General features: G+C 68.1%; 21 protein-coding genes. 3 read left to right on the top strand and 18 right to left on the bottom strand.

All coding sequences use genetic code 11. The features are described from left to right. From MHN84_RS08465 to MHN84_RS08410, 12 genes are all read right to left on the bottom strand, one after another. A complete protein-coding gene (locus tag MHN84_RS08465; protein WP_241204176.1) occupies positions 1-363 on the bottom strand; it encodes a PDGLE domain-containing protein in 363 nt (120 codons plus the stop codon). Continuing rightward, the gene (locus MHN84_RS08460; protein WP_255730173.1) at positions 360-1,046 is read right to left on the bottom strand and encodes an energy-coupling factor ABC transporter permease; all 687 of its coding nucleotides are present in this window, start codon (positions 1,044-1,046) and stop codon (positions 360-362) included. The genes MHN84_RS08465 and MHN84_RS08460 overlap by 4 nt, the downstream gene beginning before the upstream one ends. A 112-nt stretch (positions 1,047-1,158) precedes the next feature. Continuing rightward, a complete protein-coding gene (locus MHN84_RS08455) occupies positions 1,159-3,624 on the bottom strand; it encodes an FAD-dependent oxidoreductase (RefSeq protein WP_241204174.1) in 2,466 nt (821 codons plus the stop codon). A gap of 1 nt (position 3,625) precedes the next feature. Next, on the bottom strand, positions 3,626-4,567 hold the full coding sequence (locus tag MHN84_RS08450; RefSeq protein WP_241204173.1) for a phosphotransferase: 942 nt from the start codon (positions 4,565-4,567) through the stop codon (positions 3,626-3,628). Positions 4,568-4,614: 47 nt separating this feature from the next. Next, a complete protein-coding gene (locus MHN84_RS08445) occupies positions 4,615-5,388 on the bottom strand; it encodes a GntR family transcriptional regulator (RefSeq protein ID WP_241204172.1) in 774 nt (257 codons plus the stop codon). A gap of 5 nt (positions 5,389-5,393) precedes the next feature. Further along, complete coding sequence (locus MHN84_RS08440) at positions 5,394-5,714, bottom strand: helix-turn-helix transcriptional regulator (protein ID WP_241204171.1); 321 nt, start codon at positions 5,712-5,714, stop codon at positions 5,394-5,396. 49 nt (positions 5,715-5,763) lie between these two features. Further along, positions 5,764-6,624, bottom strand: a complete 861-nt coding sequence (locus MHN84_RS08435; protein WP_241204170.1) for a class I SAM-dependent methyltransferase — start codon at positions 6,622-6,624, stop codon at positions 5,764-5,766. 69 nt (positions 6,625-6,693) lie between these two features. Further along, the gene (locus MHN84_RS08430) at positions 6,694-7,416 is read right to left on the bottom strand and encodes a FadR/GntR family transcriptional regulator (protein ID WP_241204169.1); all 723 of its coding nucleotides are present in this window, start codon (positions 7,414-7,416) and stop codon (positions 6,694-6,696) included. An 18-nt stretch (positions 7,417-7,434) separates the two neighbouring features. Then, the gene (locus tag MHN84_RS08425) at positions 7,435-8,211 is read right to left on the bottom strand and encodes a 3-oxoacyl-ACP reductase (protein WP_241204221.1); all 777 of its coding nucleotides are present in this window, start codon (positions 8,209-8,211) and stop codon (positions 7,435-7,437) included. Then, positions 8,208-9,578: an aldehyde dehydrogenase gene (locus MHN84_RS08420; protein WP_241204168.1), complete on the bottom strand. Its 1,371-nt coding sequence runs from the start codon at positions 9,576-9,578 to the stop codon at positions 8,208-8,210. Before MHN84_RS08420 ends, MHN84_RS08425 begins: the two co-directional genes overlap by 4 nt. Then, positions 9,575-10,348, bottom strand: a complete 774-nt coding sequence (locus tag MHN84_RS08415; protein ID WP_241204167.1) for a gamma-glutamyl-gamma-aminobutyrate hydrolase family protein — start codon at positions 10,346-10,348, stop codon at positions 9,575-9,577. Before MHN84_RS08415 ends, MHN84_RS08420 begins: the two co-directional genes overlap by 4 nt. Then, complete coding sequence (locus MHN84_RS08410; protein ID WP_241204166.1) at positions 10,335-11,699, bottom strand: glutamine synthetase family protein; 1,365 nt, start codon at positions 11,697-11,699, stop codon at positions 10,335-10,337. The genes MHN84_RS08415 and MHN84_RS08410 overlap by 14 nt, the downstream gene beginning before the upstream one ends. A gap of 163 nt (positions 11,700-11,862) precedes the next feature. On the opposite strand from MHN84_RS08410, the gene MHN84_RS08405 reads away from it, so the two are divergent. The 3 genes from MHN84_RS08405 to ngg all read left to right on the top strand — a co-directional run bounded on the left by MHN84_RS08405 (position 11,863) and on the right by ngg (position 17,162). Then, positions 11,863-13,431, top strand: coding sequence for an amino acid permease (locus MHN84_RS08405; RefSeq protein WP_241204165.1), 1,569 nt, complete (start codon positions 11,863-11,865; stop codon positions 13,429-13,431). 150 nt (positions 13,432-13,581) lie between these two features. Next, a complete protein-coding gene (locus MHN84_RS08400) occupies positions 13,582-15,387 on the top strand; it encodes an N-acetylglutaminylglutamine amidotransferase (protein ID WP_241204164.1) in 1,806 nt (601 codons plus the stop codon). Then, positions 15,384-17,162: an N-acetylglutaminylglutamine synthetase gene (ngg, locus tag MHN84_RS08395; RefSeq protein ID WP_241204163.1), complete on the top strand. Its 1,779-nt coding sequence runs from the start codon at positions 15,384-15,386 to the stop codon at positions 17,160-17,162. The genes MHN84_RS08400 and ngg overlap by 4 nt, the downstream gene beginning before the upstream one ends. 13 nt (positions 17,163-17,175) lie before the next feature. Here ngg and MHN84_RS08390 read toward each other — a convergent pair whose 3' ends face one another. The 6 genes from MHN84_RS08390 to MHN84_RS08365 all read right to left on the bottom strand — a co-directional run bounded on the left by MHN84_RS08390 (position 17,176) and on the right by MHN84_RS08365 (position 24,650). Further along, the gene (locus tag MHN84_RS08390) at positions 17,176-18,915 is read right to left on the bottom strand and encodes a dihydroxy-acid dehydratase (RefSeq protein WP_241204162.1); all 1,740 of its coding nucleotides are present in this window, start codon (positions 18,913-18,915) and stop codon (positions 17,176-17,178) included. After that, the gene (locus MHN84_RS08385; protein ID WP_241204161.1) at positions 18,912-20,636 is read right to left on the bottom strand and encodes an NAD(P)/FAD-dependent oxidoreductase; all 1,725 of its coding nucleotides are present in this window, start codon (positions 20,634-20,636) and stop codon (positions 18,912-18,914) included. The genes MHN84_RS08390 and MHN84_RS08385 overlap by 4 nt, the downstream gene beginning before the upstream one ends. Continuing rightward, positions 20,637-20,960, bottom strand: a complete 324-nt coding sequence (locus MHN84_RS08380; RefSeq protein WP_241204160.1) for a hypothetical protein — start codon at positions 20,958-20,960, stop codon at positions 20,637-20,639. Position 20,961: 1 nt separating this feature from the next. Beyond that, positions 20,962-22,398: an aminobutyraldehyde dehydrogenase gene (locus MHN84_RS08375; RefSeq protein ID WP_241204159.1), complete on the bottom strand. Its 1,437-nt coding sequence runs from the start codon at positions 22,396-22,398 to the stop codon at positions 20,962-20,964. Beyond that, positions 22,395-22,949 carry a TetR/AcrR family transcriptional regulator gene (locus tag MHN84_RS08370; RefSeq protein ID WP_241204158.1) on the bottom strand — a complete coding sequence of 185 codons (555 nt, stop codon included), beginning with the start codon at positions 22,947-22,949 and terminating at the stop codon, positions 22,395-22,397. The genes MHN84_RS08375 and MHN84_RS08370 overlap by 4 nt, the downstream gene beginning before the upstream one ends. 147 nt (positions 22,950-23,096) lie before the next feature. Then, positions 23,097-24,650, bottom strand: coding sequence for an APC family permease (locus tag MHN84_RS08365; protein WP_241204157.1), 1,554 nt, complete (start codon positions 24,648-24,650; stop codon positions 23,097-23,099). Between the last annotated feature and the right edge of the window lie 11 nt (positions 24,651-24,661).

The raw sequence follows: 24,661 nt of genomic DNA, 5'->3' as shown, positions 1-24,661 counted from the left end.
TCAGTCTTCGGCGGTGGGCGCCGAGGCCCGGCGCGACCGCGCGATCAACCAGAACGCACCGGAGGCGATGAGCACCGTCACCGCGACACCGGCGACACCGGCGACACCGCCGGTGCCGTCGCGTCCACCGATCGAGTAGTCGGCCAGCGGCGAGTGCGCGAGCCCGTGCTCGCCCGCGTGCTGGGCGATGCAGTCGCCCTGCAGCTGTTCCCCGTCGGCGGTCTCGACGACCTCACAGCCTTGCAGGGTGGCCGAATCCAGCCCGTCGGGGCTCGAGCTGGCCAGGTAGGACAGTCCGCCCGCGATCAGCAGTGTCGCCACGGCGAACGCAGCCCAGAAGCGCCATCCGCGCGCGCCGCTCATGCCGCCACCGTGGCAGGCGTGCGAGTGGACCTCAGGAGGTAGACCAGGTCCGGCCGGGCGCGCACCACGGCCATCACCGTCATGGCGGTGATGATGCCCTCCCCGATACCGATCAGGACGTGGGTGCCGAACATGTACGTCGCCACCGTGCTGAGCGAGGACGACCCCGCCCCGCCGAGCGCGTACTCCACCACGAAGCCCATTGCGGCGCACACGGTGCCCACGACCGCGGCGACGAAGGCGACCACGCCCACCAGCGGTACCGAGACCTGCGCGCGCAGCCGTCGCACGAGCCGGTAGGTCAGCACCGCGGTGCCGTAACCGGCCGCGACCCCGATCAGCGCCATGTTCGTGATGTTCGTACCCAGTGCCGTGACGCCGCCATCGGCGAACAGCAGGCTCTGCACCACGAGCACGATCGCCACACACAGCGCACCGGTGAACGGGCCGACGAGGATGGCTGCCAGCGCGCCCCCGAGGAGATGGCCGCTGACGCCGGGCAGGATCGGGAAATTGACCATCTGGACGGCGAAGATGAACGCGGCGACCAGGCCGGCCAGCGGTACGGTCCGCTCGTCGAGTTCTTCCCTGGCCCGCCACGCACAGACGCCGAGGGCGATCAGGGCCAGCACCCCGAACAACACCGAGACCGGGGCGTTGACGATGCCGTCGCTCATGTGCATCGCCTCATAGTGGACAGTCACATCGGCGAGCGTATGACCCATCTGATCATCTGTCTAGCTGATCAGATGAGCAGGCTTTTTCGCTCGGCGACCTGCCCGGACGGGCAGGTGGTCACCCCCGGATGCGGTCCCCGGCGGGATCGTGCAGCGGCCGCAGCGACACCGAGACCGGGTAGCGCCGGGAACCGACGCTGATCTCGTAGTCACCGGCGCGTACCCAGTCGGCAGCGACGACGGACCCGTCCGCCGCGCGCAGGTACGCCAGCCCCACGCACGCACCGGTCGTCTCGCCCCATGCCGCCGAGGTGGCCTGCCCGGCGACCACCCCGTCGCGCAGGATGAGCTCGCCACCCCACAGCATCGGTTCGTCGGACTCCACACGGAAGCCGGCCAGTTTGCGCGTCGGACCGCGGCGGCGCGCCTCTTCGACGGCGGCCCGACCCAGGAAGTCGATGTCGGTGCCCAGCTTGCAGGCGAACAGCAAGCCCGCCTCGACGGGGTTCTCGCTGGGCGACAGTTCCCGGCCGAAGGCGCGGTATCCCTTTTCCAGACGGAGCGACTCGAGGGCGTAGTACCCACCTCGCGCGACCTCGACGTCGGCGCCGACCCTCATCAGGTCCTCGTAGACGCCGACGGCGAACTCCGCCGGCACGTACAGCTCCCACCCGAGCTCGCCGACGTAGGTGATGCGGGTGGCGCGCACGGTCGCATACCCCAGCGACAGCATGCGGCTGGTCCCGAAGCCGAACGCGGCGTCGGACAGGTCAGCGTCGGTGAGCTGTGCGAGCAGCTCGCGCGAGCGCGGACCCATGACACCGAAGACCGCGTAGGCCGACGTGACGTCGACGATGTGCGCGTCGGTCACCGTATCGGGCAGGTTCCTGCGCACGTGGTCCTTGTCCCGCTCCGTGCTGGCCGCACCGCTGACGACGAGGAACTCCTCGGCGCCGGTGCGGGTCACCGTGACGTCGGCCTCGTAGGTGCCGCGCGCGTTGAGCATGCCGGTGTAGACGGCCCTGCCGATCGGCACGCCGACATCGGCGGTGCACAGCCACTGCAGCGCAGCCTCTGCGTCACGGCCGACGACGAGGTACTTCGAGAACGACGTCTGGTCGAACACCGTCACCGCATTGCGGGTGCTGCGCTGCTCGGCGGCCGACCAGGCCAGCCAATTCGGCATGCCCCAGGTGTATTCGATCACCGGCGCCTGCCCGTCCGGGGCGAAGAAGTTGGCCCGCTCCCAGCCCATCTTGCTGCCGAAGTTGGCTCCGGCAGCCTCAAGAAGGTGGTGTACCGGGGATCGCCGGAACGGGCGGGCCGTCGTCATCTCCCGGTTGGGCCAGGGGATCTCGTAGTGGATGCCGAGCACCTCGGCGACCCGGTCGTGCAGCCAGCGGTTGTTGCCGTTGAACGAGGCGAAACGGCGGATGTCGACGCCGGTGAGATCGGTGGTCGGGCTGCCCTCGACGATCCACTCCGCGAGTGCGCGACCGGCGCCGCCCGCGGTCGCGATGCCGACGGAATTGAAGCCGGCTCCGACGAAGAAGTTCCGGCACTGCGGCGCTTCCCCGAGGATGAACTGGTTGTCGGGGGTGAAGCTCTCGGGCCCGTTGTAGAACTTCTTGATGCCGGTGGTCTCGAGCGCCGGGATGCGCAGCAGCGCACTGTTCATCAGGATCTCGAAGTGCTCCCAGTCTTCGTCGAGGAGCTGGAACTCGAACGGGTACGGGATCGCATCGGGCGACACCCACGGTTTGGCCTCGGGTTCGAACCCGCCGATGACCAGACCACCGACCTCCTCCTTGAAGTACGTGTAGCCGTCCGGGTCACGCAGGATCGGCAGGTCGGGGTGCACCCCCGCGATCGGTTCGGAGACGACGTAGAAGTGCTCGGCCGAGTGCAGCGGCACATCGGCGCCGACCATCGCCGCCACCTGTTTGGCCCACTGCCCCGCACAGTTGACGACGATCTCGGCCTCGACGTCACCGGCGTCGGTGCGCACCCCGGTCACCGCGCCGTCGGCGGTCGTCACGTCGAGCACCCGGGTCTTCTCCACGATCCGGGCACCGCGCATCCGCGCTCCCTTGGCCAACGCGAAGGTCAGGTCGGTGGGATTGGCCTTGCCGTCGGCGGGCAGCCAGATCGCACCGACCAGGTCATCGGTCCGCATGACCGGGTAGCGCTCGGCGGCCTCCACGGGAGACAGGAGCTGACAGTCGAGATCGAATGCCGCCGCATTGGCTGCGGTGCGGCGCAGCTGCTCCATCCGGTTATCGGTGCGCGCCACCGTCACGCCTCCGCACTGCTTGTAGCCGGCGGACAGGCCCGTTTCGGCCTCGAGCTCGGCGTACAGCGCCGTGGAGTACTGCACGAGGCGCGTCATCCCCTCCGAGGCGCGCAGTTGCCCCACCAAACCCGCTGCGTGCCAGGTGGTTCCGCTGGAGAGCTGACCCTGTTCGATCAGCACCACGTCGGTCAGGCCCAGCTTCGTCAGGTGGTAGGCCACGCTGGTGCCGATCACTCCCCCGCCGATGATCACGGCGCGGGCGCGCGCGGGCAGGGACTTCGCGGAGGTCATGTCATCCTCGTGGGTCGTCGGCTGCTACCTGGTCGAGCAGCTCGTGATAGCCGGGACTGCAGAACTCGGCGACGGCCGCCTCATAGCGCTCCATCGCCCACTCCCAGAAGTCGAATTCGATTGCACTGGAGCCACTTTGAATGCACCCCCACAGCGTCCAACCGTACTTGGCGACGATTCCCTGCAGGTGGGCTCGCGCCGTCTTCGCCGGTCGCGGACTGCCGTAGTACTCGGTGACGAGCTCATCGAGCTGATCGAGAGACAGCCCGCATTCGCTCCAGATGTTGCCCAATTCGAAGCACGGGTCGTTGTTGCCCGAGTACTCGTAGTCGATCAGATGGATCCGGTCGCCGCACTCGATGAAGTTGCCGGCCAGCAGGTCGTTGTTGCACGGCACCAGCGTGTCCGCCCCGGCCGAGCCGGCGGCGAGGACCCGCCGCGCAGCAGCGAACGCCTCGGCGTGGTCGTGGTAGCCGGCGGGGATCGCGAACCCGTGCCTTCCGATGATCGCGAGGTAGGCCGGCTGCCGTTCGAACATGTCGAACCGGTTGACGAAGCGAGGCCCCTCATGCAGCGCGCGAACCGCGCGCGCCGCCTTGGCGATGACGCCGGGGCGTTGGAAATCGTTGTTGCACAGGGTTTTTCCGTCGATGTACCCGAGGAGGAGGACACCGAGGTCGGCCCGGTAGTCGAGCACCGGTGCGCCTACCCCGGCGCGGTGGGCGGCCACACTGTTGGCGTGCTCGCAGTCGCGGTCGATGTCGAGCAGATTGCCGGTGGTGTCGACACAGCGCGCCACGTAGATACCGTCGGCCGTGGTGATCTTGACGTTGCGATTGGTCAGGCCCCCGGAGAGGTCTTCGATCGTCCGCGCCCGGCCGGCCAGCACCGGAAGCTGCTCGAGCAGCCAGTCCAGGTGATCGTCGGACAGCGGTGACGACATCGCTTCACTCTACGACGTGACGATGCAAAGGTCTAGACCTAAGCAGGTCAGGTGGTATCGGCGCGCGACCTGACCCGGATCGTGGTGCGGTCCGAGCGGTGGAAATCGCGGGAGTACTCGACCGCAACACCGTTGTCGGCGAACGATGTTCGCACGATGAGCAGCAGCGGGCTGGCCGGTTCCACGCCCAGGATCGTGGCCTGCTCCGGCGTCGCCGACGTCGCCTCGATACGTTCGTCGGCCGACGACGGCCCGTGACCGTACCGGCGCATCAGCGCGTACAGCGAGCCGTCCAGATCGTGGCCCGGCAGGTCGGGGAACACTGCGGCGGGCAGATAGGCCTCCTCGTAGACGATCGGCTCACCGTTGGCCGTGCGGGCCCGCAGGATCTGGTGGACCTCATCGGTTCGGCGCAGTCCCAGTGCCCGACTCACGTCCGGCTGCGGCGGACCCGTGTGCACACCCAGCACCAGAGCACCGGGTTCGACCTCGATGCGGCGCATCTGCTCGGTGAAGCCGGGCAGGCTCGCGTGGTCGAATTCGATGCGCGGCGAGGTGACGAAGTTGCCACCGAAGCGGCCGCGGCGGCGGTCGATCAAGCCCTTGCTCTCAACAGCACCGAGCGCCTGACGCAACGTCATCCGACTACATCCGAGCGCGGTGGCGATCTCCACCTCCGGCGGCAGCTTGTCCCCGGGCACCAACCGTCCCGACGCGATCAGCCCCTGCAGCCAGGCCGCGATGCGCGCGTGCACCGGCCCGTCGTTCTTGCCGCCGAGCACCGGCCCCGGCGCCAGCGGCGGCTGGTCGATGCTCAGCACGCGCGTCACCCGTGCCTGGCCCCGATCCAGTGCAGCAGATCGTGCACGGTCTCGTCGTCGAGCCGATACCGCACCGATCTCCCGACGCGCTCGTTGCTCACCCACCCCTGCTGACGAAGCACGCGAAGCGCTTGCGACACCGCGTTCTCCGAGCGCTTCAGGGCGGCGGCCAGATCGCTGACGACGATCCCCGGCGATCGGTGCAGGCACAGCAGGATCTCGAGGCGGTGCGGATCGGACACCAGATCGAAGCGCTGCGCCCACCCCGCCGTGTCGACCTCGGCCAGCGCCGACGATGCGCGTTCGACGAGTTCGGCATCCTCCACACGTGCAATCTAGCGTCCTGGACACCCCCGGTGGCCGACATCCACGCCCTCAGCGCTTCGTCGCGGTGACGAGCAGGTACTCCGCGTCGTAGGCGGTGCGACCGGCCTCGTCACTGCGATTCCACGCCGTCAGGAACTCCAGGAAGTCGCGGTCGAGGGCGTCCACGCGCTCGGGGTGCTCGCGGGTGTTCCGGTATGCCGCGATGGTCGGGCCGTAGTTGCGCTTCCAGTACTCCCGGAACTCCAGCGGTGACGAGCAGTGGTCCATCCGCACGCTGCGCCGCCGCATCGACAGATCGGTGACACGATCACCGAACAGGGCGCGGACGTGGTCTTCACTGCCCCACAGGGGCGGCGGGCCGGCCCCGGGCGGGGGCGGTGGCGCGTACGGTTTCAACGTCGCGAACAGGTGCCCGATGAAGCCCTCGGGTGTCCAATTGATCAGGCCGATCCGGCCGCCGGGGCGCACCACACGAATCAGTTCGTCGGCAGTCGCCTGATGATGGGGCGCGAACATCGCACCGACACAGGACATCACGATGTCGAAGCTGTCGTCGGCGAACGGTAGCGCCTCGGCGTCGGCTTCCACCCACTCGACTGTCACGCCGCGCTCGCCCGCGATACGCCGGCCCTCCTCGAACAGCTCCGGTGTCAGGTCGCCGGCGGTGACGATGGCGCCTGTCGCCGCCGCCGGGATCGCGGCGTTGCCGGAGCCGGCGGCGACGTCGAGCACCCGGTCGCCGGCGGCCACGCCGCAGGCCGCGACGAGCTCGGCACCCAGCGTGGGGATGATGTCCGCGGCGACGGCGGGATAGTCGCCGGAGGCCCACAGCGCGCGGTGTCTGGCCTTGAGAGCCCGGTCGTCCGCCACGGCGTCGCGGTCTGTGCCACTGTTCGTCTCACCGGCCATCTCGCCCTACCTCCGTGCCGATGGTTTCACCTCCCCCGCTGGCCGTAGGTGGTTTCGGCGCTCCTGGGCTCAGTCCAGGAAGCCGTGCAGCAGGGCCGCCGATCCCCAGACATGGGCCGCCATCGTCTGCGCGGCGGTGTCGACGTCACCGGCGAGGATCGCCGCGACGATCGCCTCGTGCTGCTCGTCGGAGTGAGCGATGTTGCGTGCCAGTAGCGGGATGCAGTCGAGGAGTTCGTTGAGCCGCATCCGGTTCTGCGCCACCAGCGGCACCAGCGACGGCACTCCGGCCGCCTCGGCGATCGCGAGGTGCAGCCGTGAGTCGAGCCGCCGATAGTCGGCGGGATCGGCGCCGCGCACATCGATCAGCCTGCCGCGCAACGCCTCTCGCTCGGCCGCGCCCAGTCTGCGCTCGGCGGCCATGCGTGCCGCGCCGACTTCGAGGATCTCGCGCAACCGCAGCGCGTCGTCGATGTCGGCGCGGCGCAGTTCTACGTCCTCGGTGTGCGGCGCCGGCAACTCGTCAGCGAGAAATGTGCCGCCGTAGCGGCCGCGGCGCGACACCAGGTACCCCGCGTCGGCCAGGGATTTGATCGCCTCCCGGACGGTGTCGCGGCTGACGCCGAGCCGGGCGGCGAGCTCCCGCTCCGGGGGCAGCGACTGTCCTGGCGCCAGCACGCCGAGCCGGATCGTCTGCAGCAGGCGCTCCACCGTGTTCTCGAACGCGTTGAGCGGCCGCACCGGGCGCAGCAGCGCTGCGCCCGGGTCGGAGTCGTCCGCATCGGCCGTCATCGGGTGCCCTCTAGGGCATCACAGCGGGGTGACGTAGTGGCCGCTGATCCCGCCGTCGACGAGGAACGACGACGCGGTGATGAACGAGGCGTCGTCACTGGCGAGGAACGCCACCGCCGCGGCCAGTTCCTCGGGTTCGGCGAAGCGGCCGACGGGCACGTGCACGAGACGGCGTGCCGCCCGCTCGGGATCCTTGGCGAACAGCTCCTGCAGCAGCGGGGTGTTCACCGGTCCGGGGCACAGCGCATTGACCCGGATTCCCTGCCGGGCGTACTGGACCCCGAGCTCGCGCGACATCGCCAGCACCCCGCCCTTGGACGCGGTGTAGGAGATCTGCGATGTCGCCGAGCCCATCACCGCGACGAATGACGCCGTGTTGATGATCGAGCCCTTCTGCGCCGGAACCATGTGTCGCAGTGCGGCTTTGCAACAGAAGAACACCGACTTGAGGTTGATGTCCTGCACCCGCTGCCAGGCATCGATACCGGTGTTCTCGATCAGGTCGTCCTCGGGTGGGCTGATGCCGGCGTTGTTGAACGCGATGTCGACTCCGCCGTGCACCTCGAACGCCGTGTCGAAGAGCTTGTCCACCGCCACCTGGTCGGACACGTCGACCTGCACGAATGTCACGTTCATGTCGTTGGCCACGCTGCGGCCGGTGGCCTCGTCGAGATCGCCGATGACGATGATGGCACCCTCGGCCTGCATGCGTTTGGCCGTCGCCAGGCCGATGCCGCTGGCACCGCCGGTGATGACGGCGACCTTGCCCGCCAGACGCTGGGACAGATCCATCAGTGCTCCTCCTGAACAGCGATAAAGACGTTCTTGGTTTCGGTGAACGACAGGGGGGCGTCCGGCCCGAGCTCACGGCCCAGCCCGGATTGCTTGAAGCCGCCGAACGGCGTGCTGTAACGCACCGACGAGTGCGAGTTGACCGACAGGTTGCCCGATTCCACCGCGCGGGACACGCGCAGTGCCCGCGACAGATTCTCGGTCCAGATCGACCCGGACAGCCCGTAGGGACTGTCGTTGGCGAGGGTGATGGCGTCGGCCTCGTCGTCGAAGGGCAGGACGGTCACGACGGGGCCAAAGATCTCCTCTGTGACCGTGCGGTCGTCGCGTGTTGGTGTGAGAACCGTTGGCGGGAACCAGTATCCGGGGCCCGACGGGGCGTCGCCGCGGAACGCCACCGGTGCGTCGTCGGGTACGTAACCGGCCACCGACTCCCAGTGCTTCTTCGACACCAGCGGACCCATCTCGGTGCCCTCGGCACGGGGATCGCCCACGACGACACCCTTGACGGCGGGCTCGAGCAGCTCCATGAAGCGATCGAACACACTGCGCTGGACCAGGATCCGGCTGCGGGCGCAGCAGTCCTGACCCGAGTTGTCGAAGACGCCGTAGGGCGCGGTCGCCGCCGCGCGCTCGAGGTCGCAGTCGTCGAACACGATGTTCGCGCTCTTGCCGCCCAGTTCCAGCGTGACGCGCTTGACCTGGCGGGCCGCACCGGCCATCACCCGGGTACCGACCTCGGTGGATCCGGTGAACACGATCTTGCGCACGTCGGGATGGCTGACGAAGCGCTCCCCCACCACCGATCCGCGTCCCGGCAGCACCTGGAACAGATCCGCGGGCAGCCCCGCCTCCAGCGCGAGTTCACCGAGCCGGATCGTGGTGAGCGGCGTCCACTCGGCGGGCTTGACCAGCACCGCGTTCCCGGCCGCGAGGGCTGGGGCGAATCCCCACGACGCGATCGTCATCGGGAAGTTCCACGGCGTGATCACCCCGACCACGCCCAGCGGTTCGTTGAACGTGACGTCGAGTCCACCGGCGACGGGAATCTGCTTGCCGGACAACCGTTCCGGGCTGGCCGAGTAGTACTGCAGCACATCGCGGACGTGCCCTGCCTCCCATCGGGCGTTGCCGATGGGATGACCGGAGTTGGCGACCTCGAGCTGCGCCAACTCCTCGACGTGGGCGTCGACCACAGCGGCAAACGCCCGTAGCGCGGCCGCCCGCTCCGCCGGGGGCAGCTTCGCCCACGTCCGCTGCGCCGCGCCGGCCCGGGCCACCGCCTCGTCGACGCCGGCCTCGTCGGTGTGGGTGACGGTGCGCAGCACCTCCTCGGTGGCCGGGTTGATCACGTCACTGGTCTGGCTCATACGCTCACTTTCTGGGCTTTCTTGGCTGCATGGTCTGCGGCGGCGCCGACCAGGCCCCCGAACAGGCGCAGATCGTCCAGCCGCTCTTCCGGGTGCCACTGCACCGCGACCAGCCACCGGTCGGGATGGCGGCGCGGGTCCACCTCGATCGCCTCGATCACGCCGTCGGCGTCCGATGCGCTGACGATCAGGCCGTCACCGAGCCGGTCGATGGCCTGGTGGTGGTAGCACTGCGCTTCCGTGCTGGGACCGACGAGCGCGGCGACCTGGGTGCCGGGGACGGTGGTGATCGTCGATGTCGAGAACACCGCGTTGCCCTGCTGGTGCCGGGGGTGGCCGAGCACATCGGGCAGGTGCTGGTGCAGCGAGCCGCCGAGCGCGACGTTGAGCACCTGGGCCCCGCGGCAGATCCCCAGCACCGGCACGCCGCGGCGCAGGGCCGCATGCAGCAGGGCCAGCTCGAACGCGTCGCGGGTGCGGCTGTCCTCGGTCGGCTCGTCGGTGGCCGGGTGCCGGGTGCTGCCGTAGACCGCGGGGTCGACGTCGCGCCCGCCGGTGATGATCAATCCGTCCAGGCCGTCGAGAATGCGGTCGGCGATCGCATCGTCGACCGGTTGTGGCGGGAGCAGCGTCGAGATGCCGCCGGCGAGCCCGACGCCCTCGAAGTAGATGGCGGGCAGAAAGCTCGCCCGGACATCCCACACGCCGGTCTGAGCCTGCTGCAGATACGTGGTCAGCCCGATGACCGGCCTGACCTCAGAGGCGTTCAAAGCCGCGCACCCTTTCCCAATCGGTCACCGCGGCGTTGAAGGCCTTCAGCTCGACGCGCGCATAGTTCAGGTAGTGGTCGACGACGTCGTCGCCGAACGCCTCGCGGGCGATCGTCGAGTTGTCGAACAGCTCGACGGCCTCGGCGAGCGTCGTGGGTAGCCGTTCGGCGCCGCTGGTGTAAGCGTTGCCCTCCAACGGATCCGGCAGCTCGAGCTCGTTCTCGATGCCGTACAGGCCGCCGGCGATCAGAGCCGACACCGCCAGGTACTGGTTGACGTCACCGCCGGGCGCCCTGTTCTCCATCCGCATGCCGGCGCCGTGGCCGACCACGCGCAGCGCGCAGGTGCGGTTGTCGAATCCCCACGCGATCGCCGTCGGCGCGAAGCTGCCTTCGGCGAAGCGCTTGTAGGAGTTGATGTTCGGCGCGTAGCACAGGCTCAGCTCCCGCATCGTGGCGAGCTGGCCGGCGATGAAGCTGCGGAACAGCGGCGTCATCCCGTCCGCGGCGTCGGAGTCGGCGAACACGGCACCACCATCGTCGCCGCGCAGCGAGATGTGGATGTGGCAGCTGTTGCCCTCGCGCTCGTCGAACTTGGCCATGAACGTCAGGCTCTTGCCGTGCTGGTCGGCGATCTCCTTGGCGCCGTTGCGGTAGATCGTGTGGTTGTCGCAGGTGGACCGGGCGTGGTCGTAGCGGAAGCCGATCTCCTGCTGGCCCAGGTTGCACTCCCCTTTGACGCCCTCGCAGTACATGCCGGCGCCGTCCATGCCGAGCCGGATGTCGCGCAGCAGCGGTTCCATCCGCGTCGACGCGAGCATCGCGTAGTCGATGTTGTAGTCGGTGGCAGGAGTGAGGCCCTTGTAGCCGGCGGCCCAGGCGTCGCGGAAGGTGTCGTCGAACACCATGAACTCGAGTTCTGTGGCGGCGTAGGGCACCAGGCCGCGCTCGGCGAGGCGGTCGATCTGCCGGTTGAGGATGCTGCGCGGCGCCTGGGTGACCGGCCGGCCGTCGGTCCAGGACAGGTCGGCCATGACCAGCGCCGTGCCCGGCTGCCACGGGATCACGCGCAAGGTGTCGAAGTCCGGGGTCATCACCATGTCGCCGTAGCCGGTCTCCCAGCTCGAGATGGCATACCCGTCGACGGTGTTGTTGTCGACGTCGACGGCCAGCAGATAGTTGCAGCACTCGGCGCCGTGCTCGGCCACATCGTCGGCGAACAGCCGCGCCGAGATGCGTTTCCCGGTCAGCCGGCCCTGCATGTCGCAGAACGCGACGATCACGGTGTCGATCTCCCCCGCCTCGACCAACGCGTCCAACTCTGATCGCGACAGCATGCCTCGTGTGCCCATCGGTGTCCTTACGTTCGTCGCGCCCTCGTGTCCCACCGCGCTTCTCGCGCCCGAACACAGTCGCACAAAACTGCCTTCAAAGGTAGGACACCAGACCAATGGCGATCTATTGTCATGCTCGGCGCCGCCGCCGCGCCGATTCCCACACACAGGAGGTCCTGGAGTGCCTGAGGGTCATGAATATCTGAGCGACGACGAACGACATCTCGCCAAGCTCGGCTACGTCCAGGAACTGCAGCGTTCCTGGTCCGGTTTCTCCAACTTCGCGATCTCCTTCTCGATCATCTCGATCCTGGCCGGCTGCTTCACCTCGTTCGGGCTGGGCTGGAACAACGGTGGGCCCGCGTCGATCGCGTGGGGTTGGCCGGTGGTCGCGGTGTTCATCCTGCTCATCGGCTTGTGCATGTCCGAGCTGGTGTCGGCGTTCCCGACCTCCGGCGGGATCTACTGGTGGGCGGCCCGTCTCGGCGGCCCGAAAGCGGGCTTCTACACCGGCTGGCTCAATCTGATCGGCCTGATCGCGATCCTCGCCTCGGTCGCCTACGGGAGCGCGACGTTCCTGGACCTGACGATCTCGACGTTCAGCGAGAGCTGGGCGGCCGGTTACAGCCTGACCCGCGTGTTCGTGATGTTCCTGGTGATCCTCGTCGCCGTCGCGGTGATCAACATCTTCTCCTCGCACCTACTGGCCGTCATCAACAACATCTCGGTGTGGTGGCACGTGGCCGGCGCGATCGCGGTGGTCGCGATCCTGTGGCTGCTGCCGGAACGGCACGCGAGCCTCTCCGACGTCTTCGCCACGACGGTGAACAACACCGGGATGTTCGACGGCGACAAGGGTATCGGCTGGCTGCTGTTCGTGCTGCCCATCGCGGCGATCCTCACGCAATACACGATCACCGGATACGACGCGTCGGCACACCTGTCCGAGGAGACGCACAGCGCGGCCGACGCCGCCGCCAAGGGCATCTGGCGGTCGATCTTCTACTCGGCCATCGGCGGCTGGATCCTGCTGCTGAGCTTCCTGTTCGCGGTGCAGGACGTCGACGAGGTGACCGCGGGCGGCGGGCTGGTGCAGGTGATCTTCGCCCAGGCGCTCGACTCCAAGTGGATGGGCATCGTCCTGCTCATCTCGTGTGCGGGACAGCTCTTCTGCACCACCGCCTGCCAGACCAGCGCCTCCCGCATGCTCTTCGCGTTCAGCCGCGATCGCGCGGTGCCCGGCCATCAGCTGTGGGCCAAGATCAACGCCAAGCGGGTGCCCGCCAACGCGGTACTCGTCACCGCGGTGCTGGCTGCGGTCATCACACTGCCCGCCCTGGTCCCGGTCGACGTCAACGGCGCGCCCGCCCCCATCGCCTTCTACGCGGTGGTGTCGATCGGCGTCGTCGGCCTGTACCTGTGCTTCGCGGTGCCCATCTACTACCGCTGGAAGATGGGCGACGCGTTCGAGGTCGGGTCCTGGAACCTGCGCGGTCACCACCGCTGGATGGCGCCGTTGGCGCTGATCGAGATCATCGTCACCTCGATCATCGCGATGTTCCCCACCTCGATCGGCGGTGTGCCGTGGGGCGGCAGCTTCGAGTGGAAGTTCGTCAACTACACGCCGATCCTCGTCGGCGGCGTCCTCCTGCTGCTCTTCATCTACTGGCACGCCTCGGTGAAGAACTGGTTCACCGGGCCGGTCCGGCAGATCGACGAGACGGGTGGCCAGCTCGAAGGCGTCTCCTGAACCCGGCGCTCTCTGTGACGCGGATCTCGATCTTGATCGGTGAACGGCGTTTGACCCGCTGACGCGCGGGTAAACCCTCACATCGCCGCGCGCCGGAGCGTGGCCGCATCGCCTGAACGAGGAACGCCGACACGGAGTAGGGTCGAACACGTGTGTGGAGCCACCGGCGAGGTACGCCTCGACGGAACCAACCCAGATGTCCGCGCTGTCACCGCGATGGCCGAGGTCATGGTCCCGCGAGGTCCCGACGCCGCAGGCGTCTGGGCGCAGGGCCGGGTCGCGCTCGGTCATCGCCGACTGAAGATCATCGACCTCACCGAGGCGGGCGCGCAGCCGATGGTCGACAGCGAGCTCGGGCTGTCGATCGCCTGGAACGGCTGCATCTACAACTACGAGAGCCTGCGCGACGAACTGGCCGGCCACGGATACCGGTTCTACTCCCACAGCGACACCGAGGTGCTGATCAAGGCCTATCACCACTGGGGAGACCGGTTCGTCGACCGCCTCAAGGGCATGTTCGCGTTCGCGATCGCCGAACGCGACAGCGGGCGGGTGCTGCTGGGCCGCGACCGGCTCGGGATCAAACCCCTCTATCTGTCGGAGACGGCCCACCGGATCCGGTTCGCCTCCTCACTGCCCGCGCTGCTGGCCGGCGGCGATGTCGACACCCGCATCGATCCGATCGCGCTGCACCACTACATGACGTTCCACTCGGTGGTGCCCTCGCCCCGCACCATCCTGCGCGGGGTCACCAAACTCCCGCCGGCCACGCTGATGGCGATCGAACCGGACGGCACCCGCACCACCACCACGTACTGGGAACCCGACTTCAGCCGCCGCGACGATCGCGCCGATTGGTCCGAGAAGGACTGGGAGGACGCGGTTCTCGAGTCGCTGCGGGCCGCGGTCAAGCGTCGACTGGTCGCCGACGTGCCCGTCGGCTGCCTGCTCTCCGGCGGCGTGGACTCCAGCCTCATCGTGGGCCTGCTCGCCGAAGCCGGTCAGCAGGGCCTCGCGACGTTCTCGATCGGTTTCGAATCGGTCAACGGCGTCGCCGGCGACGAGTTCAAGTACAGCGACATCATCGCCCAGCGCTTCGGCACCGACCACCACCAGATCCGCATCGACACCGCCCGTATGCTGCCCGCACTCGACGGCGCGATCGGCGCGATGAGCGAACCGATGGTCAGCCACGACTGCGTGGCGTTCTACCTGCTCAGTCAGGAAGTGGCCAAGCACGTGAAGGTGGTGCAGTCCGGGCAGGGCGCCGACGAGGTCTTCGCCGGCTACCACTGGTATCCGCCGATGGGGGAACCTGCCGCCGCCTCACTGGAGGGCTCGGTGGCGAGCTACCGCGGCGCGTTCTTCGATCGGGACCGCGCCGGCTACGCAGAGCTGGTGTCCGCGGCCTACCTCGCCGACGGCGACCCGAGCGAGCAATTCGTCACCGAGCACTTCGCGCGCGCCGGCGCCGCGACGGGTGTGGACCGCGCGCTGCGTCTGGACACCACCGTGATGCTGGTCGACGACCCGGTCAAGCGGGTCGACAACATGACGATGGCCTGGGGGTTGGAAGGCCGGGTGCCCTTCCTCGACCACGACCTGGTGGAGCTGGCCGCCACCTGTCCGCCACAGCTCAAGACCGCCCACGAGGGTAAGGGCGTCCTGAAACAGGCTGCCCGCCAAGTCATTCCGTCCGAGGTCATCGACCGCCCGAAGGGTTACTTCCCGGTGCCGGCGCTGACTCACCTGGAGGGTCCCTACCTGGATCTGGTGCGCGATGCGCTCTACGCACCCGCAGCCAAGGAGCGTGGCCTGTTCCGGCCCGAGGCGGTCGAACGTCTCCTGGCCGACCCCAACGGCAGACTGACCCCGCTGCGCGGCAACGAACTGTGGCAGATCTCCCTTCTCGAACTATGGCTGCAGAAGCACGGGATCAACGGGCCGGCCGCATGACCAGCGTCGACAAGGCGGATCCGGCCGGGGAGCATTCCGAGGCCATCACGCTCGCGCTACACGAAGCGTCGCCGCCCGACATGGTCGACGCGATGGCCGACGACGTGGTGCTGGAACTGGGTTGGGGCCGACTCATCTTCGGGCAGACGTTCAGCGATCCCGCCCGGCTGGCGGACGTCCTGCGGGCGGAGGCGCACGGCCGGCGGGACATCTGCATCTATGCGCGAGAACCTCACGTGCTGGTATCGAAAGCACCTGCGGAATTGTTCATCGATCCCAGCCACACCTACCGTCTGCGTTTCTCCGACGCGGAGGACGACGCGCCTGCGCCCACCGGTTTCCGCGTGCGGACGTTGGAGAGCCGCGACGACGCCGACGAGATCAACCGGGTGTACGTGCGATGCGGCATGGTGCCCGCCCCCACCGACGTCATCTGGGCCAACCATCAAGACCAGGAGTCGGTCGACTACCTGGTCGCGGTCAGCGACGAAGACGGCAGCGTGCTGGGCACCGTCACCGGCGTCGACCACGCTGTCTTGTTCGCCGACCCCGAGGACGGGTCCAGCCTGTGGACCTTGGCGGTCGACCCGGCGGCAACGCTCCCCGGCGTCGGCGCGGCACTCACCCGCGCGCTCGCCTCGCTGTACCGCGATCGCGGGCGGGCCTACATGGACTTGTCGGTCACCCACGACAACAACGCCGCGATCGCGCTGTACGAGAAGCTCGGCTTCAGCCGGGTCCCGGTGATGGCGGTCAAACGCAAGAACGCCATCAACGAGCCGTTGTTCACCCATCCGCCGGAGACGGTCGACGACCTGAACCCGTATGCCCGCATCATCGCCGACGAGGCGATGCGCCGCGGCATCTGGGTCGAGGTGCTCGATGCCGAGGCCGGTGAGATGCGACTGTCGCACGGCGGGCGCAGCGTCGTCACCCGGGAGTCGTTGTCGGAGTACACCTCTGCGGTGGCGATGAGCCGCTGCGACGACAAGCGACTGACCAGAAGGATCGTGTCGGACGCCGGGATCGCCGTGCCGAAGGGCCGCCTCGCGACGTTCGACGCCGCCGACCACGAATTCCTTTCCGAGGTCGGCGATGTGGTGGTGAAGCCGACGCGCGGCGAGCAGGGCAAGGGCATCACCGTGGGGGTCGACGGGGACGAGGAACTGGACGCCGCGCTGGCCCGGGCGCGCGAGCAGCATCCCGAGGTGCTGATCGAACAGCGCGCCGAGGGTGACGATCTGCGGCTGGTCGTCATCGACAAGAAGGTCGTCGCGGCGGCGCTGAGGCTGCCGGCCGAGGTGACGGGCACCGGCAAGCACACCATCCGCGAACTGATCGAGACGCAGAGCCGTAGGCGCGCTGCCGCCACCGGCGGCGAGTCCCGGATTCCGATGGACGTCGTCACCGAGACCACGGTCCGGGAGGCCGGATACTCCTTCGACGACGTACTGGCCGAAGGTGAGCGGCTGCGGGTGCGGCGCACCGCGAACCTGCACCAGGGCGGCACCATCCACGACGTGACCGCGACCGTGCACCCGGAACTGTGCCGGGTCGCCGTCGCGGCGGCCGAGGCGATCGGCATCCCCGTCACCGGCATCGATCTGCTCGTACCCGACGTGACCCGGCCGGACTACGTGTTCATCGAGGCCAACGAGCGGCCGGGGCTGGCCAATCACGAACCCCAGCCCACCGCAGCAGCTTTCGTCGACTTCCTGTTCCCGGGTCAGCCCGGCCTACCACAGGCGTGGACGCCGGACGAGGCGGAGCGCTAGCCGCCGGTGCGCGTCACCAGCCGCCCACCCAACCGTCGAAGACGGCGTCCGGCTCGGCGTCTGGATCGACGGAGCGGCCCACCAGGAAGTCGAAATCGCAGCCGCGGTCGGCTTGTAGCACCCGGTCGACGTACATCGCCGCGTAACCGCGCCGATGCCGAACCGGCGGCGTCGAGTCCAGGCCGGCGCGACGCTCGGCGAGCTCCGCGTCGGTCAGCTCGACGTTCAGCAGACCAGCGTGCGCGTCGAGAGTGATGATGTCGCCGTCGCGGACCAGCCCCAGCGGACCGCCGGCCGCCGACTCCGGGCTGACGTGCAACACGCAGGTGCCGTACGCGGTTCCACTCATCCGGGCGTCGGAGATCCGCACCATGTCCGTGACACCTTGGCGGAGCAATTTGCTCGGGATCGGCAGCTGACCCCATTCGGGCATGCCCGGACCGCCGCGCGGCCCTGCATTGCGCAGCACCAGCACCGAGTCCGCGGTCACCTCGAGGTCGGGATCGTCGAAGCGCGCCAGCATGTCCCGCATGGTCTCGAACACCACCGCAGGGCCGCGGTGGACGAGTAGCTCGGGACTCGCGGCCGCGCACTTGATCACCGCACCGTCCGGGGCGAGGTTGCCACGCACGACGGCAAGGCCCTGGGGCGGCTGGAACGGCCGGTCCAGCGAGGTGATCACCGCGGTGTCGGCGGCCGGCTGGGCGGGCAGGTTGTCGGCGACCGTCTTGCCGGTGACGGTCAACACGTCGGTGTGCAACAACGACTCCAGCGACTTCATCACCGCCGGGATGCCGCCCGCGTGGAAGACCTGTTCCACGAGGTGCTCGCCCGCCGGTCGCACGTTCACCAGCAAGGGTGTGCGCGCCGACAATTCGTGGAAGCGGTCCAGCGTCAGCGCCACCCCGGCCCGCCCGGCGATCGCCAGCAGGTGCACGATCGCGTTGGTCGAGCCGCCGACCGCCAACATCACCGTGATGGCGTTGTCGAAGGCGTCGGCGGTGAGGACATGCGACGGGCGCACGCCCTCGGTGGCCAGCCCGACAGCTCGCGCGCCCACCTCCTCGGCCACCTGCATCCGCCGCGAGTCCATCGCCGGCACCGCCGCGGTGCCCGGCAGGGTCATGCCGAGCCCTTCGACGATGGTGGCCATCGTCGATGCCGTGCCCATCTCCGGGCAGTGGCCGCGCGACGGACCGGCGGCCGCCTCCAACCGCTCGTAGTCGGTCATCGACATCCGTCCCGCCCGGACGTCGTCGATGTACTCCCACAGGTCGGTTCCCACGCCGAGCTGCCTGCCCTCGAACACTGCGGGCGCGGCGGGCCCGCCGGTCAGCGCGATGGCCGGCACGTCAGCGCTCGCCGCACCCATCAGCTGAGCGGGCACGGTTTTGTCGCATCCGCCCAGCAACACCACCGCGTCGAAGGGATAGGCCCGGATCGATTCTTCGACGTCCATCGCCATCAGGTTGCGGAACAGCATCGTGGTCGGCTTCATCAGCTGCTCGCCGAGTGACATCGTCGGGAACTCGAGAGGGAAGCCGCCGGCGGCGAGCACCCCGCGCCGGACCGAATCGGCGAGACCGCGAAAGTGCATGTTGCAGTTGACGACTTCAGACCACGAATTGCAGATCCCGACGATCGGCCTGCCTTCGAACGCCATCCGGGAGAATCCCGATGCGCGCATCGCCGACCGGTGGACGAAGCCCGGGACGTTCTGGCCGGCGAACCATTTGGCGCTGCGCAGAGTCATCGGACGCGTGCGGCGTACGCGGTGATCTTGCGCAGCGCGGGTTGACGCGCGGCCCGGTATCCCACCCAGCGGCCCGGCCGCGTGGACATCAGCGTGCCCACCATCCGTTGCTGCCAGGGCACCCGGGCTCCGCCGACCGGGGCCCGGCCCGTGGCGATCGGGACACCAGCGGCGTCGGCGAGCGCCACCTTGGCCGCGTTGTGGCCGTTGGCGCCCATCACCCCGCCGCCCGGGTGCGTGCCCGAGCCGCATAGGTAGTAATTTCGCACCGGCGTCCGGTAATTCGCGAGCTCAGGCAACGGACGCGCACCGAACAGCTGATCCAGCATCATCGACCCGTGGAAGATGTTGCCGTCGGTGATCAGGTACTCGTTGTCGAGGTCGTCGGGGGTGATGATGACCCGATCGAGGATGTGGTCGCGAAGGTTCGGCGCATAGGTGAACAGATCCTCGAGCACCAGGTCGGCCCACTTCTCCTTCTCCGCGGCCCACGTGGTGCCGGTGAGTTCGGACGGCAGCTGCTGGATGCCGAGTGTCATGGTGTGCAGCCCCGCCGGTGCCAGTGAATCGTCGGTGACCGACTGGGTGACGGCCTCGATGACGAAGGTGCTCGGGAACGTGCCGCGTCGCTGCGCCTCGTAGGCCTCCTCGAAGGCTTCCCGGCTGGGACCGAGCAGCTGATGCCCGTGGTGTTGCGGGCCCTCGGAAGCGTCGGGGAACGGAAGGTACTGCGGCAGTTCGTCGATCAGCAGGTGGATTCGGGCCATGGACCCGCGGGTGTCGATGTTCTCGACGTCTCGCACCAACCGCGACGGAAGCACACCGGGTTCGAGAAGCTTCAGCAGCGAGCGTTTCGGGTCGGCGTTGGAGAACACCTGCGAAGCCGTCACGGTCGACCCGTCGGCCAGCCGCACCCCGGTGGCCACCCCGCGTTCGACGATGATCGTGTCGACCGGGGCGGAGGTCCGTATCGTCGCGCCGTGCGCGCGTGCCCCCGCCGCGAGAGCCTCGCTGATCGCGCCCATGCCACCCCGGGCGAGGCCGAATTGCCCGAAATTGCCGTTGAACTCGCCCCAGGAGTGGTGCCCGTAGGTGTAGGCGGTGCCGGGTGTCGAGGGACCGCCGAAGATGGACACCATCCCGAAGAACGTCAGCATGCTCTTGAGGCGTTCGTCCTCGAAGTACCGGTCCAGCAGGTCGCGCACCGACAGCAGGGTGAACTCGTCGAACAGCGTCTGCTCCCCCGCGGCTTCGAACGCGGCGAGCACCTCGGAGCGCTCTGGCGGGGACTGGAGCAGATACGGGGTGACCAGTCCCGCGAACCGTTGTAGCCGCACCCCGAAGTCGAGGAACGCCTGGGCGTCCTTCTTGTTGATCTTCTCGAGCTCGCGCAGCGTGCGGTCGGTCTCCTTCCACATCGTGAAGGACGTACCGTCACGGAACAGGCTGTACGACAGCGCATCTCCTTGATACAGGTCCAGACCGTACTTGGCCAGTTCCAGCTCGGCGATGATCTCCGGGCGCAGCAGACCAGCGATGAACGCACACGACGACCATTTCGAGCCCGGGATCAGTTCTTCGGTGACGCAGGCGCCGCCGACGATCTCGCGGGCTTCCAGTACCAGGACGCGCTTGCCGGCGCGCGCCAGGTAGTTCGCGGTGACCAGTCCGTTGTGGCCCGCGCCGATGATCACGGCGTCGTAATCGGTTGTGGTGGACATCTAATGCTCCTGCGGTTGTGCGGGTCGAGTGAGGACGGTGGTGACGCTGCTCGTCTCGACGAGTTCGTCGAACCGCGCCAGCACGGGTTTGAGCTCGGGTGCGTCGGCGAGAAGCTGTTGCCACCCGGGCCACGACGTCACCGTCATGACCTCGATGACATCGGCGCCGTCGGGTTCGGCGTCCTCGACGAGGTAGACGTCGAAGGAGAGCACCACGTCGAAGGCGAGACAGACCGGGCGGTCGAGTTCGGCGGAGAACCGCTCGAAGTCGGCCAGTGTCACGCCGGGGCGCAAGCGGAACATGTTGATCGCACTGACCGCCATGTCAGGCGCTCTCGCGATTGATCATCACGTGCTTGATCTCGGTGTACTCCTCGAGCGCGTAGACCGACATGTCCTTGCCGTTACCGGACTGCTTGAACCCGCCATGCGGCATCTCCGGCGTCACCGGCAGGTGATCGTTGACCCAGACGGTGCCGAACTGCAGCTCGCTGGAAGCGCTCATCGCGCGGCCGATGTCCTGGGTGAACACCGATGCGGCCAGCCCGTATTCGGTGTCGTTGGCTAGTGCGATGACGTCGTCGCTGTCGCCGAACCGGGTCACCGAGGTGACCGGGCCGAAGACCTCGGTACGTACGATCTCGTCGTCCTGGCGCGCACCCACGACCACGGTGGGGGCGGTGTAGAAGCCGGTGCCGGGGTTCTCGCCCTGGATCAGCTCGGTGTGTCCGGTCTGCTTCGCGCGCTCGACGAATCCCTCGACGCGGTCGCGGTGTTCGGCGGTGATCACCGGTCCCATGGCGGTGTTCTCATCGGCGATGTCGCCGAGATCGAGGGCCTTGACCGCCTTTTCGAGTCCTGAGACCAGTTCGTCGTGTACCGAGTCGTGCACGTAGATCCGCGAGGCCGCCATGCAGTCCTGTCCGGAGTTGCAGAACGCGCCCTCCATGATCTTGGCGACCGTGAGCGGGATGTCGGCGTCGGGATACACCAGCACCGGCGCCTTGCCGCCGAGCTCGAGGTGGAGCCGCTTGAGGTTGGTGTCCGCCGAGGCGCGCATGAGCGCCCGGCCGGTGTCGACGGAACCGGTCAGCGATGACATCCGCACCAGCGGGTGGGCGACCAGCCGGGCCCCGACATCCTCGCCGTCACCGGTGACGACGTTGAACACGCCGGCCGGGAACAAGTCGGCGGCCAGCTCCGCCAGGCGGAGCACGGAGAACGGGGTGTGCTCAGAAGGCTTGAGCACCAGGGTGTTTCCTGTCAGCAGCGCCGGGGAGATCTTCCAGATCGCCATCAGCAGCGGGTAGTTCCAGGGCGCGACCGAGCCGACCACACCCAGCGGGTCCCGCCGGATGATGCTGGTCTTACCCGCCACGAACTCCCCCGCCGCACGGCCCTCCATGGTGCGGGCGGCCCCGGCGAAGAACCGCAGGTGATCGGGGATCATCTCCATCTCCTCCAACGCCAGGCCGATCGGCTTGCCGACGTTGCGCGATTCGATCTCGGCGAGCGTGCGGGCGTCTTCTTCGACGCGGTCGGCGAGCTTGAGGAAGGCTCGGGCGCGTTCACCGGCAGGCGTGCGGGCCCAGTCCCCGAACGCGGCGTGGGCGGCGGCCACCGCGCGATCGACGTCGTCGACGGTTCCGTGGGCGATCTCGGCGAACGCCTCACCGGTGGCGGGTGCAGGCACCCGATCGACCGCGCCGCTCGACGACGGAGTCCAGTCGCCGTTGATGAACATCGTGCTGTGAAAAGTCATGTCGTACTCCGATTCTTCTCTGGGGAAAGGGGATTGTCGTTGTCAGCGGCGCCGGCGTTGGCGGCCGTGGTGAGGAATGCACGCACCGCGTCCTTGGACATCGGCTGCGCGGCAATGGACATGTGCACCATCACGCCTTCGATGACCACGTCGAGCAGTCGTGCGGTGGCGCGGTCGAAGTGCTGCGACAGGGCGTCCTCTGCGCGCTCCATCCACTGCTGGGTGATGCGCTTGTTGCCGGATCGTCGCACCGCGTCGCCGTAGAGCTCGTAGGTGACGGCGAGCTCGTTCGGGTTGGCGGCCAGGTCGTCGGTGACGGCCGAGACGATGCACTCGAGGAGATCGTCGTCGGCCCCGCAGGAGGCCAGCCGATCCTCGAACCGGGTCGCCAGCTTCTCGACATGGGTCTGGAAGGCCTGGTTGACGATGTCGTCGAGCGTCGCGAAGTGGTAGGTGATGGAGCCGAGCGGGACGTCGGCAGCCTCGGCGATGGCGCGGTGGGTGATACCGGCGACACCGTCGCGGGCCAGGACTGCCAATGCCGACTCCACGATGCGCTCCTTTCTGTCCGGGTCGTGACGACGTGCGCGGCGGGCTGCGGTGGCCATGGTCGCCTTCCGTTAAGAACAGGTGTACGTATCGGTGAGGACAAACGTACCCAACGATCCGCCGCCGCGCGCACCTTTAAGAACTTGCCCCTACATCGCCTCGGGGGCCGGCTCGTCCAACTGACGTTCATTGAGGGCTTTGCCGACGAGCTCATACCGCTCGGGTGCGACGAACCGCAGGTAGGCGCCGTAGGCCATCCCCGCGAAGAGTGCGACGAACACCAGCGAGACCATGACCGCCGCCATCGCGCCCTGCACACCCAGCAGGATGTCGAGGCTGTTGAGCGTCAGGACGAAGAAGGCGGCCAGCCCGATGACCGCCAGGATCGGCGCGATCACGGTGTTCCACCGGCGCTTGTCGACGTCGGACTTCCGGAAGAACACGAAGATCGCGACCCCGGCGACCAGCTGGGAGAAGATCACCCCGATGGTGCCGATCCCCGTCGCCCAGGTGAACAGGGTGGCGAACGGGTCCAGGCCGGCGACGGCGAACGCGACGATGACGATGCCCACCATCGCGCTCTGGACGATCGAGGCGACCCACGGCGTCTGGCGGCGCGGCAGTGTCCAGCCCAGCGGTTTCCACACCAGACCCTGGCGGCCCAGGGAGAACAGGTATCGCGAGACGTTGTTGTGGAAGGTCACGATCGCCGCGAATGTCGCTGTGACGATGAGGATCTGGAACAGAAGAGAGATGTTGTGGCCGATGATGGTGTCGCTGGCGGCGAAGATGAAGTTGCCGCCGGTGTCGGTCGCGATCGAGACCACCTTGTCCAGACCCAGTGCGTTCATGATGAGCCAGCCGGAGATCGCATAGAGGGTGCCCATGAACGCGATCGACAGATAGGTGGCCCGCGGGATCGTGCGGGCGGGGTCGCGTGCCTCCTCGCCGTAGATGGCCGATCCCTCGAAACCGATGAACGAGGCGTGGGCGAACATCAACGCCACCCCGAGTGCGCCGCCGAGCACGGCACTCGGCGCGAAGGGCTCCAGGGAGAACTCCGAGACCGGCTCATTGCCACCGAACAGGCTGCACACACTCAGCACGGTGATCATCGTGACCTCGAGGGTCATGAACACGCCGAGCACCTTGGCACCGGAGTGCACCCCTTGGACTCCCAGGCCGAGACACGCGAGCAGTCCGACGAATGCGTACACCCACCACGGAATGGCCACGCCGAGAACAGGATTGAGCAACTCGCTCGCGTAGTACCCGAATCCACCGTACAAGCCGGCTTGAATGGCGTTGTAGGCGAAGATGGCCAGCGAGGCCGAGCCCAGTCCGGTGATCCGGCCCAACCCCAGCGTGACGTAGGCGTAGAAGGCGCCGGCGTTGGTGACGTGGCGGCTCATCGCCACATAACCGACGGCGAAGATCATCAGCACGACCGCGGCGATCACGAACGCACCGGGCATGCCGATGCCGTTGCCCGCGCCGATGATGATCGGATAGAGCGCGACGACGACAGTCAGCGGCGATGCGGCGGCGATGATGTAGAAGAAGATGCTCGGAACCCCGAGGCTGTTCTTCTTCAGCCCGTGGTTGAGGCGTCGGCTCCCGGCCGGATCGGCGGCGGTCGGGTTGGCGGGCCGGCGCAGGCCGAGCCGCCGCTGGGGTGGCGACAGGGTGGGGATGTTCTCCATAATGGTCCGTC

The sequence above is a fragment of the Mycobacterium sp. PSTR-4-N genome, from assembly GCF_022348085.1.
In the GTDB taxonomy this organism is placed as follows: domain Bacteria; phylum Actinomycetota; class Actinomycetes; order Mycobacteriales; family Mycobacteriaceae; genus Mycobacterium.
The sequence above is the reverse complement of the archived record's forward strand: the minus strand, read 5'-3'. Positions and strand labels throughout refer to the sequence as shown.